The sequence below is a fragment of the Flammeovirga sp. MY04 genome (assembly GCF_001682195.2).
In the GTDB taxonomy this organism is placed as follows: Bacteria; Bacteroidota; Bacteroidia; order Cytophagales; family Flammeovirgaceae; genus Flammeovirga; species Flammeovirga yaeyamensis.
This window is the reverse complement of the sequence record NZ_CP003561.2, coordinates 76,471-92,254: the sequence shown is the minus strand read 5'-3', so window position 1 is coordinate 92,254 and position 15,784 is coordinate 76,471. Positions and strand designations below refer to the sequence as shown.

Genomic DNA, 15,784 nt, shown 5'->3' with positions numbered 1-15,784 from the left:
ACAAAAAACTTTACTAATTACTCACCAATTATGAATAACGATATTCTGACTTCTAAAAGTGACTCTAAACTGCTTGAATTTTGTAAAAATATCCCTCATCTCAATCAGAGTTTGAATGTGAATATTATTACTGAATATCGAGTTGAAATAGACCAAAACCTTTTTAAGCAAGCTTTATTAGATTTAAATCATAAACATGAAAGTTTGTCTCATCTCTATCAAAAAGTAGAGGATGAATTTTTGAGATTTCCGAATTTAAAAATTAATGAAAGTGACTTTTTCACTTTTATAGATTTATCTTATGACCCTGAACCTCTTCAATATTTTGATATTGAATATCAAGAACATACGCAAAGAGAATTTGATTTAATGATAGAGCCGGGTGCTCGATTTATTCTTTTTAAACTCAGTGAAAAACACTATCGAGGCTTATTAGTAGGACATCATTTAATATGTGATTATATCAGTGGAATTATCTTTATCCAAAGTATTTCAGAGCATTATGATCGACTTCTTAATGGAACAGATTTATTAAATGAAAGTAATGATTTTGAAGCAATTCGAATAAGCAATATTAAAACAGAAGAGTTTAAAAACGATCTTCTTATAGATGAATTAAGGCAATATGATTCTCCTAATTTGGGTAGACAAGATTATCAAATGTATGATATGTGCTCTACTGTATTTGATATACCTAAAGAAAATAAAAATAAGGTAGAATCATTTTGTATTGAAAGAAATATTAAACCTTTCCATTTCTATTTAACTGCCTTTCAAGCCTACATTCAAATAAAGGCAAATTCTAAAAAATTCATCGTTGGTCTCCCTATAGATTTAAGGTCTAGTAAAAAGTACAATAAAGCTGTTGGCTATTTATCTAAACCTTATCCACTTCAGGTAGATATTTCTGATACAACCACTTATTTAGACCTACTTAAGCAAAACACCAAAAGTATAATTAAGGGTATCAGAAATAAATATATTAATTATAACGATAAGACTTTATCTGACAACTCCTTACCCAAGATAAATACGCTATTTAATTATTTTGAAAGTACTCACCTAAACGACCCTCAACATTATCTTCAATTTGATATTATTCAAAAGGGTTTTCCAAAAGCAACTACTGACTTTTGGTTATCAATTGATCAAAAATTAGATGGCTTTTCTATAAAAGGAGAGTTTAACAAAAGTTGTTTTGATGAAACGGAAGTTAAGCAATTTGAAATTGATTTTTTAGACATCATAACCACTATCATAGAAGATACTACATCACCAATACTCCAAGAAGAGAAAGAATGTAAAATGATTATTTCGAGTTCATTTTCTATCAATCCTCTTGATGAAATGACAATGGAGTTAAAAGAAGTTTTCCCTTTTAATTATACATTCCATCACACTCCCTATAATCAGGTGATACAGTTTCTATTAGGAAATAATATAGACATATCATCAAACGATAGTGTTTGCTTATTTCTTCGGTTGGAAGATTTCTACTTCTATGGAAATGATGAAAGTAGGAGTTATTCTTTCACTGTCAATCAACTGACAGAAAGTCTTGACTATTCTATTGAAACGAAAGGAGTGATGCACACTATCATTATTGCTCCAACAAAAGAATCTCAAGATTTAAAAAAATATTACAATCAGTTTATTACTGCTGTTAACTCCAAAGAAAGTGTAAATCTCATCGATTTAAGAGATAATTATGATGACAGTATCTTTAATGATGAAACAAATAAAATAGCACACATTCCATATCAAAAAGACTTTTATAAAGAGCTCGGTAAGACTATTTTAACCGATTATTATCTTCAAAAAGCAAAACCAATTAAGGTGATTATTTTGGATTGTGATAATACACTTTGGAAAGGTATTTTTGGTGAAGATGGAAAAGAGGGAATTCAAATCACTCCTCATCATAAAAGATTTCAACAGAAGATCATCGACTGTTATCACCAAGGGATCCTTATTGCTTTAGCTTCTAAAAATAACGAAAGTGATATACTTCATTTTATCGAAAACTCTAAAGAGATGTTGTTGAAAAAAGAGCATCTTGTGACCCATAGAATCAATTGGAATGAAAAAACAGATTCGTTAATCAGTATTGCAGAAGAGCTAAATTTGGGCTTAGATAGTTTTGTTTTTATTGATGATAACAATGTAGAAGTTGAAAAAGTGAAACTTCAATTAGCAGGAGTTCTTACTTTTCTTTTTCCTTTAGACGGACATCAAATAGATCGATTTGTTGATGAAAATGTCGTATTTAAATTATCAAAGAAAAAGTCATCTCTCGTTAATAGAACACAGCTTTATCAAGAAGAAAAACAACGTAAGGTAATATCATCAAAATATTCTTTAAAAGAGTATATCCAACAATTGAACTTAAGCATTGAGCAGGAAGAAATCAATAGTGATAATGCTTCTAGAGTAAGTGAATTAACACAGCGAACGAATCAATTTAATTTGAGTTTTCATCGTTTTTCTGAGAGAGAAATAATTGATGGAATTCAGAATAAAAAGATAAGGGGAATTCTAATCTCAGCTAAAGATAACTATGGGGATTATGGAACAATAGGGCTAATTCTTTATGGTATCGAAGGAGATACTTTTGAGGTCATCAATGTATTATTGAGTTGTAGAATTTTAGGGAGAGGTATAGAAGTTCATCTAATAAAACTGCTAAAGGAATTAGCTAATGATCATTGTTGTAAGCACATCACATTTAGGGTAAGCGTTCAAGATCGAAACCTGCCAGCGCAAAACTTTATTCAATTTTTAGGATACAATGTTAGTGATGGTAAAAACAAGTTTACCATTTCAAAAGAGGATTTCAATAACATAGATGTGAATGAATTTTTAGAAATAAAGAAATCATCAAATAAGAAAAAGGACAAGATATTAGTGCAGACGAATCGAAAATTAGAGAATCGATTCTTGGAATATCTGATAGATAATAAGAAGAACAAAAAAGCAGATATTTTACCCAATAAACAATTGGAAAGCATTTGGTTAAAAGCTACAAAAAGTGATTCCATTGATCCAGATATTTCATTTTTTAATCACGGTGGAACTTCTTTGGAGGCTGTTTTCTTACTTATGGAAGTCAATAAACTTTTTAAGTTAAATCTTTCCATAGGAGAAATATATACACATAATACTTTTAACAAACTGAGTGCTTTAGTTCAGCAAAATCAACATCAAATAGTAGATCATCCTTCTTCTCTTTTAGAGGAAATTCACAAAGACATAGACCTCGATCTTCAAGAATTTCCTTTTAAAGACAATTCAAAAAAACTAGTGAAAAACTATTCTGTTTTTGTAACAGGAGGAAGCGGATTTGTGGGTATTCATCTTGTGAAGCAACTTTTATTAGATGAAAGATATACTGTTTTCTGTTTGATGAGAAAAGGGAATTCGGTAAGTCTTCAATCGAAATTCAAAACATATTCTGAGGAATATAAAGTTCCTTTTTCAGAGAATGAGTTAAAGAGAATACAATTTATTGAGGGGAACCTTGGAGTGGAGAAATTCGGATTATGCGATAATAAATGGAATCATTTAGCAGAAAACATCACTGAAGTAATTCATTGTGGAGCCAATGTCAATTTCTTCGAACCTTATCAAAATGTTCGGGAGGTGAATGTCTTGTCTAATCTTGAGTTATTAAAACTATGCGATACTGGTACTCACAAAAGAATTGTCTATGTCTCATCAATGGGTGTTTTTCATAGTACGAATAACACAAAGTTGGACTATTTGGATGAGTCGAATATGACGGGTAACCCTCAAGATCTTCATACTGGATATCAGCAAACAAAATGGGCAGCAGAAAAAATTTATTCTAGAGCAATTGAAAGAGGTTATGATATTACTATAGTTCGATTAGGAGTAGTCTCTCCAAATACCAAAACTAATGCTTATAATCGGTCTGACTTTTTTGTCTACCTTCTAAGTACAATTTTAGAATTAGGAATTGTGCCCGATATGCGACCTATTGACTTTATCGATGTTCAAGATGTTTCGAAAGTTATCACTTCACTTATACATCAAGATAATTTTAACTCGGGGGAATTTATCAACCTTGTAAATCCTTCTACTTTATCAGTTAATCAGCTTTCCAATCTTTCAAGGTTTTATGGTGAAAAGCTTGAAGTAGTAACGTATCAAAAGTGGTTAGAAGTATTATTTAATTTTCTTGAGAAAAATCCTGAACACGAATTAAATAAATATTCAGTTTTCTTAAAAAGTGCTGATTCAAATGACTCTTTAATTCACTCTATTTTATATGCTCCAAAGGTAAAATCATCGAATTTGACTTCTATTCTACATCAAAATGATATTGAATTGAAAGAAGTTAGCTTTGAGCAATTATTTCAACTAAAAGATACTTTTAGAGCTGTTGATTTAATTAAAAGCAACTCCACCAAAGAGTCAGCTAATGAAAATAATTTATTTGGTTTTAAAGAAAAGATGAAAGGTGATATTGTTCTTGATACCAAAGAACATCTTCATGTAAAAAGCACAATCATTTTAGATTTAAAAGGGCACATTGCTGATATCGGTGAATTATTAGTAAAGAAAAAAGTGTATTTAAGCGGTGCTGTTTTCATAGAAAAAATTAGCCCTAATGAACTTGAAATTAAAAATGGTTTTCTAGAAATATTACCATTCAACGGTTATACTCCTTTCCATAAAGATGCCTTGGTTTTTATAAGATATCAATTAGAATTAGAGACAGATAATAAAACATATATTCTTAAGGGAGATAAGCTTAACCGATATTTCTCGGATATTTTTTATGAGCTTTCGACTATACACCTCACTTTGCAAGAACCTAATAGAAAAACATGGAAAGGCATGGCGTCTATCCCAATTCAAGAAATATTTAAGGAACAGACTAAACATTTAGAAACGCGAAAGGATCTAAATCACAAAGAAAAATTTAAGGTAAGTATTCTATGGATGGGCTTTTTAAGTTACTGTGCTCTAAAGAACTATTTGAACTTGTATTTAAGAAACCCTATACTCGATGGTAAAGACTTTAAAGAAATGTTGAAATATATTCCTCCTTTAAAACGGAATATTGACCTCTATTTTAGAATAGTAGACAAATTTAAAGGCTCCCAAATTCTATCAAAAGTAATCAAGTTTCAAGGAAAAAAATGGCTAAAATAATGACTGACTTCAAAACATATAACATTAAAACTCAAGATGGTATATCACTGACTTTAAAAAGATACTGTAAGTCCAAAAAAGGAGATAGTGTGCTCATGCTTCATGGTTTAACAAGTAATTCTAAAACATTCGATAGTGGTTACTTTAAAAATATGAAAGACTACTTTTTAGAAAACGCATACGAAGATGTTTGGATTTTAGATTGGAGAGGGAGTAGTATTTATAAAGATAAATACACTAACAAAAACCACAACATCGATGAAGTTGCCAATTATGATATTCCAGAAACTGTTGAGTTCATTCAGTCAATCATAGGCGATAATAAATTACATATCGTCAGTATTTGTATTGGTTCTATGGCACTTGCGATGTCATTAGTCACTAATAAATTAAAAAATATTGAGAGTGTAACTTTAGCCACCATGGGGTTATATCCCAAATTGCCTGACAATGTTTTATACAAATTATATGCAATTCCAACTATTGCCAAAAAGTTGTTAAATTTAAAGAAATTAGAAGTAGTTGATAAAAAGATATCGTTAAAATCAGGAAACTATTTACTCAGTTTGATGGCTAAGTTAAATAACAAATGCCCTAATGCTACCTGTAGAAATCTAAATTATTTGTGGGGAGACGGGAGTTACAACACTTTATTTAACCATGATAACCTAACTAAAAAAGTGCATGATAATCTCCATGAATTTTTTGGTGCTGTTTCTCTATCCTATTTCCAACATATTAAACTGATGTTGATGAATGCAAGCGTTGTTTCCCAAGATGCGTCTATCAATTATCTCGACTTATCGAATAATTTCAATACTCGAGTTTTGTTAATCACCGGAGAAGATAATCATGTTTGGTATGATTCCTCTCAAGAATATTTCAAAATATTAGAGACCTATTTCACTACTGATAGTTTTGTGCTCAAAACTTTCCCAAATTATGGACATTGGGATATTTACACTGGGAAAAATGCCTATAATGATGTTTTTCCTTCTATTCTAAAGTTTATGAATACTAAGATTGAAGATGTCATAACTAAAGTCGAAGTAAACGAATTTTCGATCTAACAGGTGAAATCTATAGATAAGTGGGTATATCAAAATACAAGCGCTAGACAGAGTATCAAACCTTAATTAGTATACATATAAAGAGGCGGTTACTACAAAGAAAGTAACCGCCTCTTCTTTTTTATTCATCTGTCTCTCTAATCACATCATGATTGGTAAAAGGCATACCACATTCCCTTGCTACTCTCTTCCCTCTCTTGTTATAAATAACCCGACATTTATTGACATGCATATAATTTTCTTTCCCGTACTTATCCCTTATCTTCCGACAACCGGGACCAATTTTTTCATTGTTGCAGGATGTTAGGAGTATTATCGATAATACAATACTTAAGTTCTTCATGGTTTCATTTTTAGCTGAGTTATGATATGCTTTCTGTTAAGAAGGGTGATAGATGAGCAGTATCCCTACTTTTGAATTAATTTTGAGACCGTGAGACGTTCTGAGGTGGATGGAGAAGGGAAGCCTTATCCGTTGTTGCATATGGAGTTGAAGGGATAAATTGCTACTAAAATTTCCTCATTTGAAATGATTGATCTGTTTAAGTTTTCTTTAAATTGAAAGTTGGAAATTAAATTTTATGGAAAATTCAATCACAGATTATAAAAACACATTGCTATCTATAAAAGATAGAGTAAAGAAAGCCCAATATAAAGCATACAGTCATGTCAATTCTGAAATGATTTTGACTTATTTGGATATTGGAAAAGTGTTATCAGAAAAAACAAAAGTTGGTTGGGGCACTTCTGTTATCAAACAACTATCTAAAGATCTTCAAGCAGAATTCCAGGGAGTAAAAGGTTTCTCTGACCGTAATCTACGTAGAATGACATTAATCTATGAAGAATTGACTGTTCAAGAAATTTGGCCACAAGCTGTGGCCAAATTACATTGGGGACATATTGATCTGATTTTTAGAAAGATAAAAAACAAAGAAGAGCGTTTGTTCTATATTGAAAAAACACAAAAAGAAGCATGGAGCAGAAGTATTTTAGAAGAGAAAATTAGAGGTAATGTTTATCATTCACATCAAAATTTCCAACATAATTTTGATAAATCTCTTACTTCTAAAGAAGTTGTCAATTATACTTTACAGTTTAAGGACGAATACGATCTATCTTTCCTAAACTTACCGGATCATCATTCTGAAAAAGAGCTTGAAAATGCTTTGGTCAAAAACATCACAAAATTGATTGGTCAATTTGGACACGATTTTGCTTTTATGGGACAACAATTCAGGTTAGAACTAGATGATAAAGAGTATTTTATTGATTTACTGTTTTATCACCGAAAACTTAAATCGATGGTAGCTATAGAACTAAAAATCAATGAGTTTAAGCCGGAATATTCCCAACAATTAAATTGGTATCTTCACCTGTTAGATAAAACGGTAAAGTATCCTGAAGACAATCCGAGTATTGGGATTTTATTATGCAAAACAAAAAGCAAAGTTACTGTAGAATATGCTTTAGAATTAGCCAATAAACCAATGGGTGTGGCCACCTATCATTATACCGATCTTCCAAAGGAATTTGCAGAAAACTTACCTAATGAAGAGGAACTCAAACTGATTTTTGGTGATGATGAATAGAAAAATTAATGATTATTTTTATTCTGGTATCTTCTTAAAATTTAATGAAAGAAGCATTAAATTTAAACCTTCTCGCATTCATATAGGATAATAATGGACAAAACAAAAATCAAACAAAGACAAGCAGAATTAGAACAAATGATTTCTGAATTTTGCGACCAACATCTTAACGAAGAATATAAAACACTGAGTATAAAACTGCTTCAAAAGTTAGGTAGAAAACGAGATGTTCCTTTTTCTAGAGGTAAATTAGAAATTTGGTCTACTTCCATAATTTATACTATTGGTTCAATTAATTATCTTACTGATCCTTCATTCGAACCATATATGTCATTAAATGATATGTGTGAAATAATGAATTTGAAATCAAGCACAGTGGGAAATAAAGCAGGGGCAATACGTAAATTATTAAAATTAGAAACTTTTGATGAAGAATTTAGCACTCAAAAAATAATGGATAATAATCCCTTTAATAAAATGGAAGAATTATATTCATTATTTGCCCCTGTTCTAGTTGACGATGAGTATGTTGATTTCCAAAGTCTTCCGGAGGATGTACAAGAACAAGTTATAGAATCTAGAAAAGCAGGTGATGATATTGTTTTTACTACTTATAGAAAATAACTATTAAAAATGATTGACATTTTTACCTTTATTTAATTTCAAAAAATGAGATAATTAATATTTCATGGTATCTTAGTATTCTAATAAGCAATAAGATAATTCATATAATTTAAGATAAGTTTAAACCACCTGATTATACATTCATTATGGTTATGTAAAAATGGCTAGGCGATATTGAGAATACTATCTATATATGAAATACTATTTTAAATAGCTGTTTTTTAGAATATATTTTAAAGGAATAATTAAGAACAAACGTGTCAGAAATAGCTAACAACGTAGACCACAAAGGTCAATTAGAGCGACAGTTATGGAACATCGCCAATGAGTTAAGAGGAAATATGGGAGCCGATGAGTTCCGCGATTATATATTGGGTTTTATCTTCTACAAATACCTCTCGGAACGAATGGAGATTTTTGGGGATGAGTTGTTGGAAGAGGATGAAATGAAGTTCTCAGACATTAAGGAAAGTTCTGAGGAAGGTAAAGAATATTTAGAAGCAATTAGAGAGGAAGCTTTAGAGTCTTTGGGGTATTTTCTATTGCCAAGCGAACTGTTTAGGGTTTTGGCGGAAGATGGTCAGGAACAGGATTCTTTTATTTTAGAAAAGCTTCGTGATGTATTAAACCACATCGAGCAAAGTACAATGGGTACGGATAGTGAAGAAGAGTTTAGCGGTTTGTTTGAAGAGCTAGATCTTACTTCTTCTAAGTTGGGAAAAACGGAGAAGGCAAAAAATGAGTTGATTTCAAAGGTGCTTTTCCACTTAAACCAAATCGACTTCCAACTCGGTAATACGGAAATAGATGTATTGGGGGATGCTTATGAATATCTGATCGGTCAGTTTGCGTCTGGAGCAGGTAAAAAAGCAGGTGAGTTTTATACGCCTCAATCTGTTTCTCAAATCTTGGCTCAATTGGTAACGGTAGGTAAAGACAAGCTACAATCGGTGTATGATCCTACTTGTGGCTCTGGATCATTACTACTTCGAGTAGCGAAGCAAGTGGACGAGGTGGCACATTTCTATGGTCAGGAGTTGAACAGAACGACTTACAACTTGGCACGTATGAACATGATCCTTCATGGTGTACGTTACAATGAGTTCGATATACAGCAAGAAGATACGTTAGAGAATCCACAGCATAAAGACTCGCAGTTTGAAGCCATCGTAGCCAATCCTCCTTTCTCGGCAAAGTGGTCGGCAAATCCCATTCATTTATCGGATGATCGTTTTAGTGAGTATGGAAAGTTAGCCCCTAGTTCTAAAGCTGATTTTGCTTTTGTACAACATATGATTCATCACTTAGGTGAAAACGGAACAATGGCGGTGGTACTTCCTCATGGTGTATTGTTTAGAGGTGCTGCAGAAGGTCATATCCGTAAGCATCTGATTGAAGAGAACAATTACTTGGATGCGGTGATCGGTCTTCCTGCCAATATTTTCTACGGTACGAGTATTCCAACTTGTATTTTGGTCTTCAAAAAATGCCGTAAGAAAGATGATGATATTCTTTTTGTAGATGCTTCTCAACACTTCGAAAAAGCGAAGAATCAAAACTACTTACGTCAGGAAGATGTGGAGAAAATCATCTCTACGTATGCAGAAAGAAAGGAGGAAGAGAAATATGCTCATGTGGCTTCATTGGAGGAAGTAAAAGAAAACGATTACAACCTGAATATTCCTCGTTATGTAGATACTTTTGAGGAAGAAGCACCTGTAGATTTAGATGCTGTTTCGGATAGACTTCAAAACTTAGCTATTGAAATGGAGGAAACAGATACAACGATCCAAGATTTCTGTAATCAGTTGAACATTAAAACACCTTTCTAAGCCATGACAGCAATAAAAAATAATATTCCTGTATTGAGGTTTCCTGAGTTTAGTGGGGAGTGGGAGGCTAAAAAACTTTCAAACTGTATAAAAAGTCTAGAAACAGGTGTGAGCGTTAATTCTGAAGATATTTCTGTTGATAAAAATGAGTTTGGCATTCTTAAAACAAGTGCAGTATCAAAAGGACTTTTCATCGAGTATCAAAACAAAAGAATTATCAAAGATGATCTTAAAAGAGCTAAACTTAACCCAACAAAAGATTCTATACTTATCAGTAGAATGAACACACCAGAGTTAGTAGGTGAAAGTGGTTATATCTCAAGGGATTATCCAAATCTTTTTGTTCCTGATAGACTTTGGAAAGTTTCAACATATGATAACACAGTCATGAAGTGGCTAAGTTATTTCTTGACAACTCCAAAGACTAGGTATTATATATCAAGTAAAGCGACAGGTACTAGTGGTTCTATGAAAAACATTTCAAAGCCAAGTCTTTTATCAATAAATGTAGTTCTACCAAAATCAGGAGAACAACAAAAAATCGCCGACTTCTTATCCTCAGTAGATAAAAAAATCGGACAATTAGAGGAGAAAAAATCGCTTTTAGAGGAGTACAAGAAAGGCGTCATGCAAAAGATCTTCTCTAGGGAGATTAGGTTTAAAGCCGATGATGGTAGTGAGTTTGAGGAGTGGGAAGAGAAGAAGTTGGGGGAATTTATGGAAGAAAGGAGTGAATACCCAATTAAAGATCTTCCTTTATATAGCTTAACCATTGAAGAAGGGATTGTACCAAAATCAGAAAGGTATGAAAGAAGTTTCTTAGTTAAGGATGAAAAAAATGCTTACAAAGTTATGAAAGAAAATGACTTTGCATTTAACCCCATGAACTTGAGATTTGGAGCGTTGGCAAGACATAAGAATGATTTTGATGTATCAGTGTCTAAATACTACAATATCTTCTTTATCAATTCTAGAGGTGACGCAAAATACTTTGAAGATTTTCTTACAAGTTATAACATGATCCAATATTACAATAAAATGTCTACAGGATCTTTAGAAGAAAAGAAAAGAGTTCATTATTTGGAGTTCATCAAGTTTAAGCTATTGATTCCGTCTTTACCCGAACAACAAAAAATCGCCAATTTCTTAACTTCTTTAGATAGGAAGATAGAGGTAGTTGGTAAAGAGTTGGAAGGAGTTAAAGAGTGGAAGAAGGGGTTGTTGCAGGGGATGTTTGTATGATTATCTTTAAATAAAAAAACGCTAAACTATAACAACTAAATAATGACTAGATTAGAAGTTGACCAAATTATTAAAGTAATAAAAACATTTTCAGAAAAGAGTGACAATGTTATTGACTTAACAACTGGAGGTAAAAGTATTAAAATTGAAAAGTTGTTAACTTTAAACTCACATTGGTCTGATATAAAATGGAGTATATCAAAAAGCAAAAAACATATTGGAAAAGTAAGTTTAAATTGTCGCATTATTAATGATAATATAAATATTTTAAGATTAGATACTGACCCTTTAAACAGGCACTATAATCCTAAATATATTGAAGGAGAAACACCCCGTTTCTTAGAAAAATATTCCGAATTAATGATAGAAGATCAAGCTCATCTTCATATATTTGTAGAAAACTGTGAGCTTAATTGGGCAATTCCCCTCAAAGATGTTGAAATATTTTCAACTTTAGAGATTAAAGATATCCATGATGTTGCTCTAATTATTCAAAACTTTGCAGATTATATAAACTTAGAGAGTGAAATCTCAATAATAAAACCACTATTATAATGAATGATCTTAATTTATTAGTGAATGATTACTATTCGTGGTTACAAGATAATACTAGAACTTTAAAAGAGAAAAACTCTGAATGGGGTAGAATTTCTACTCCTTACAAGGCATTAAATAATGATTTTATTACTTTCTCTATAAAGTCTGATAAAGATCAAATTACTATTTCAGATGATGGTGATACTATTAATAATCTTAACCTTTTAGGTTTAGAATTTAATAAAAGATCAAAAACACGTTTAGTACTTAAGAATAAAATCCTTAAAAGTTATAATATTATTGATGATGAAGGCGAATTGCTTTCTTCATTTGATAAAGAATTTTTCCCACAAAAAGCACATGACTTTTTACAGGCAATAAAAGAATTAAATGATTTATCTGTACTTGTTAAAAATAATGTAACATCCCTTTTCCTTGATGATGTTAGATCTTATTTAGATAGTAAAGATGTCGTTTATTCTGAGGATATTTATCTAAAAAGTAAAGATGGCTTATCAATTAAGTATGACTTTTTAATACCTAGAAAAAAACAAGATATCTTAATATCATCTTTTGGAAAGTTTCATGAAGGATTTTTAAAACAATTTATTTATGATGCTGAAAATGTATCAAGAGTAAGGAGAAAAGAATGTAAAACAATTGCATTCTTAAATGATCAACGCTTTAAGATCAATAAATCTATTTTACAATCATTTGATAAAATAGATACTATTGATTATGTATTATGGTCAGAAAGAGAATCAGAAAAAAGTCTATCAATATTAACCGCATAGGAGATTTTATATCTCCTATTTTTTTATATCATGACTACCCAACCAGAACAAATACTAGAAAACAACCTAGTCAAACAACTTCAGCAACTAGGCTACGATCAGGTACAATTACCCGACGAAGCTGCCTTACTGTCTAATCTAAAAAGCCAACTAGCAAAGCATAACAACACTGATTTCTCTGATACTGAATTTAAGCAGGTACTAAACCACTTAAACAAAGGTTCTGTATTCGATAAGGCAAAGATCTTACGCGATAAAATGCAGATCAATAAAGACGATGGAAGCAGTGAATATATAGAGTTTATCAATCAGAAGCAGTGGTGTAAAAACGAATTCCAAGTGGCACAGCAGATCACTATGGAAGGAGAATACAAAAACAGATATGATGTCACTTTGTTGATCAATGGCTTACCGTTGGTACAAGTGGAATTGAAGCGTAGAGGTTTGGAGCTGAAAGAAGCATTTAACCAAACCAACCGCTATCAACGTCATTCTTATGGCTCAGGACAAGCACTGTTCAATTATATCCAACTGTTTGTGATTTCCAATGGGGTCAATACGAAGTATTACGCCAATAACCGTAAGCAATCCTTTAAGCAGACCTTCTTCTGGGCGGACAAAGAGAATAGAAACATCACAGAATTGACAAAGTTTGCTGATGCTTTCTTAGATCCTTGTCACCTTTCCAAGATGATTACCAAATACATTGTGCTGCATGAGTCAGACAAGATATTAATGGTGCTTCGTCCTTATCAGTATTACGCTACGGAAGCCATTGCGGATAGAGTAAAAAAGGGAGTGAAGAACGGCTATATATGGCATACCACAGGCTCAGGAAAGACCTTGACTTCTTTCAAAGCTTCTCAGATCATGATGGAGCTACCGGAAGTACATAAAGTCATTTTTGTAGTAGACCGTAAAGACCTCGATTACCAAACGACAAAGGAGTTCAATCACTTTTCATCAGGGAGTATAGATGGTACAGACAATACCAATAAGCTGGTAAAACAGTTTACAGACGATACCAAACTGATTGTAACGACTATTCAGAAACTGAATACAGCGATCAGTAAAGAACGTTACACCTCAAAAATGGAAGACCTCAAAGACAAACGTCTGATCTTTATTTTTGATGAGTGCCACCGTTCTCAGTTTGGAGATACGCACCTAGCGATTACCAACTTCTTTAATAACAAGCAGATGTTCGGCTTTACAGGTACGCCTATTTTTGCTGAAAACTCTGCTAAAAACGAGCTAGGAAGACGTACAACCAAAGACTTATTCGATGACTGTCTGCACAAGTATGTAATTACTGATGCGATTAAGGACCAAAATGTATTGAAATTCTCCATCGAATATGTGGGTAGATACCGTCAGAAAGATTCTATGAACGAGATTGATATCGACACCGATGTTCAGGTGGAAGATATTGATACCAAAGAACTCATGGAGTCAGACAAACGACTCACTAAAGTAGTGGATTATATCATCAATAATCATGACCGAAAAACGCATAATAAGTCGTTTACAGGTATGATGTGTGTGAGTAGCGTTCCGGTACTGATCAAGTATTACGATATCCTACAGCAAAAGAAAGAAGCTGGAGAACACAATCTAAAAGTAGCGACCATTTTCAGTTATTCAGCCAATGAAGACGATAAAGATGCGAACGGTTATTTTGGAGAGTTTGAAGGAGCAATGGCAGCAGAGCCAAAATCAGCCTATGGAAACCTTCATACAAGAGAAATCCTAGACAAGTACATTACCGACTACAATACAATGTTTGGTACTAGCTACTCTACAAAGGATTCTCAGTCGTTTTACAACTACTACAATGATATAGCAAAGAAAGTCAAGAGCAAAGACATTGATATACTATTGGTCGTAAACATGTTCCTTACAGGTTTTGATAGTAAAACACTCAACACCTTGTACGTAGACAAGAACCTAAAGTATCATGGTCTTATACAAGCTTTCTCTCGTACCAACCGTATTCTAGACGAAAAGAAATCGCAAGGCAATATTGTCTGCTTCCGAAATCTAAAGAAAAATACAGACGATGCTATTTCTCTTTTCTCTAACAAAGATGCCAATGAAATTATTCTATTAGAACCTTATGAGAATTACATTAAGTACTTTAATGAGGCACTAAAAGAATTACAACATTTAGCTCCTACCGTTGAAAGTGTCGATGAACTTATAGATGAAGAAGCACAACTTCAATTCGTCAAAGCCTTTAGAGAATTAATGCGATTGAAGAACGTGTTAGGAGGTTTTGCAGACTTCGAGTTTGATGACTTAGAGATGTCAGAGCAAGATTTTGAAGATTATAAAAGTAAGTATCTGGATATACATGATGGCACAAAGGGAGAAGGAAAGGAAAAAGTATCGATCCTCGATGATGTAGATTTCGAGTTAGAGCTTATACATAGAGATGAAGTCAATGTACATTACATCTTAACGCTTTTAGCAAAGTTACATCAAGCAGAGGGGAATAATGCCGAAAAACAAAAGAAAGTCATTATCGATGCGTTAACTTCAGAAGCTCAATTAAGAAGCAAAAAAGAATTGATCGAAAGGTTCATTGCCGAAAACCTACCTCTTATTGAAGATCCTGAGGACGTAACTGAAGAGTTTGAAAAGTTTATAGAAAAAGAAAAGCAATTGGCCTTCCAACACTTAGTCGCTGAAGAACACTTAAAAGCCGATATTGCAGAGAAAGTCATCAGCGATTATTTATTTACCAACCGTAAACCTCTTCAAGCTGATGTTATAGATGCTTTTGAAGAGAAACCAAGGTTGTTACAGCGTAAGAAGTTGGCGAAGAGAGTTACGGATAAAATGGTGGGGTTTGTGGAGACTTTTATTAGTGGGTTATAGTTTTTTATTTTCTTTTTTACTAAATATCATTCAAC

Annotated in this window: 9 protein-coding genes; all 9 read left to right on the top strand. The window is 32.5% G+C overall.

What is annotated here, in order from left to right; translation table 11 throughout:
- The first annotated feature begins 30 nt into the window (after positions 1-30).
- The 9 genes from MY04_RS20605 to MY04_RS20565 all read left to right on the top strand — a co-directional run bounded on the left by MY04_RS20605 (position 31) and on the right by MY04_RS20565 (position 15,749).
- Positions 31-5,178: a thioester reductase domain-containing protein gene (locus MY04_RS20605; RefSeq protein ID WP_066213672.1), complete on the top strand. Its 5,148-nt coding sequence runs from the start codon at positions 31-33 to the stop codon at positions 5,176-5,178.
- A complete protein-coding gene (locus tag MY04_RS20600; protein ID WP_066213669.1) occupies positions 5,166-6,248 on the top strand; it encodes a hypothetical protein in 1,083 nt (360 codons plus the stop codon). Before MY04_RS20605 ends, MY04_RS20600 begins: the two co-directional genes overlap by 13 nt.
- Positions 6,249-6,829: 581 nt before the next feature.
- A complete protein-coding gene (locus MY04_RS20595) occupies positions 6,830-7,840 on the top strand; it encodes a PDDEXK nuclease domain-containing protein (RefSeq protein ID WP_066213664.1) in 1,011 nt (336 codons plus the stop codon).
- Between the two features lie 93 nt (positions 7,841-7,933).
- Complete coding sequence (locus MY04_RS20590; protein ID WP_066213662.1) at positions 7,934-8,464, top strand: DUF6398 domain-containing protein; 531 nt, start codon at positions 7,934-7,936, stop codon at positions 8,462-8,464.
- A 257-nt stretch (positions 8,465-8,721) separates the two neighbouring features.
- Positions 8,722-10,296 carry a type I restriction-modification system subunit M gene (locus tag MY04_RS20585; RefSeq protein ID WP_236941120.1) on the top strand — a complete coding sequence of 525 codons (1,575 nt, stop codon included), beginning with the start codon at positions 8,722-8,724 and terminating at the stop codon, positions 10,294-10,296.
- 3 nt (positions 10,297-10,299) lie between these two features.
- A complete protein-coding gene (locus tag MY04_RS20580) occupies positions 10,300-11,538 on the top strand; it encodes a restriction endonuclease subunit S (RefSeq protein WP_066213660.1) in 1,239 nt (412 codons plus the stop codon).
- Positions 11,539-11,580: 42 nt separating this feature from the next.
- A complete protein-coding gene (locus MY04_RS20575; RefSeq protein WP_066213657.1) occupies positions 11,581-12,093 on the top strand; it encodes a DUF6978 family protein in 513 nt (170 codons plus the stop codon).
- Positions 12,093-12,869 carry a DUF1828 domain-containing protein gene (locus tag MY04_RS20570; RefSeq protein WP_066213655.1) on the top strand — a complete coding sequence of 259 codons (777 nt, stop codon included), beginning with the start codon at positions 12,093-12,095 and terminating at the stop codon, positions 12,867-12,869. The genes MY04_RS20575 and MY04_RS20570 overlap by 1 nt, the downstream gene beginning before the upstream one ends.
- A 30-nt stretch (positions 12,870-12,899) precedes the next feature.
- Positions 12,900-15,749 (top strand): type I restriction endonuclease subunit R, encoded by a 2,850-nt coding sequence (locus MY04_RS20565; RefSeq protein ID WP_066213651.1) that lies wholly within the window; start codon positions 12,900-12,902, stop codon positions 15,747-15,749.
- Positions 15,750-15,784: the final 35 nt, after the last annotated feature.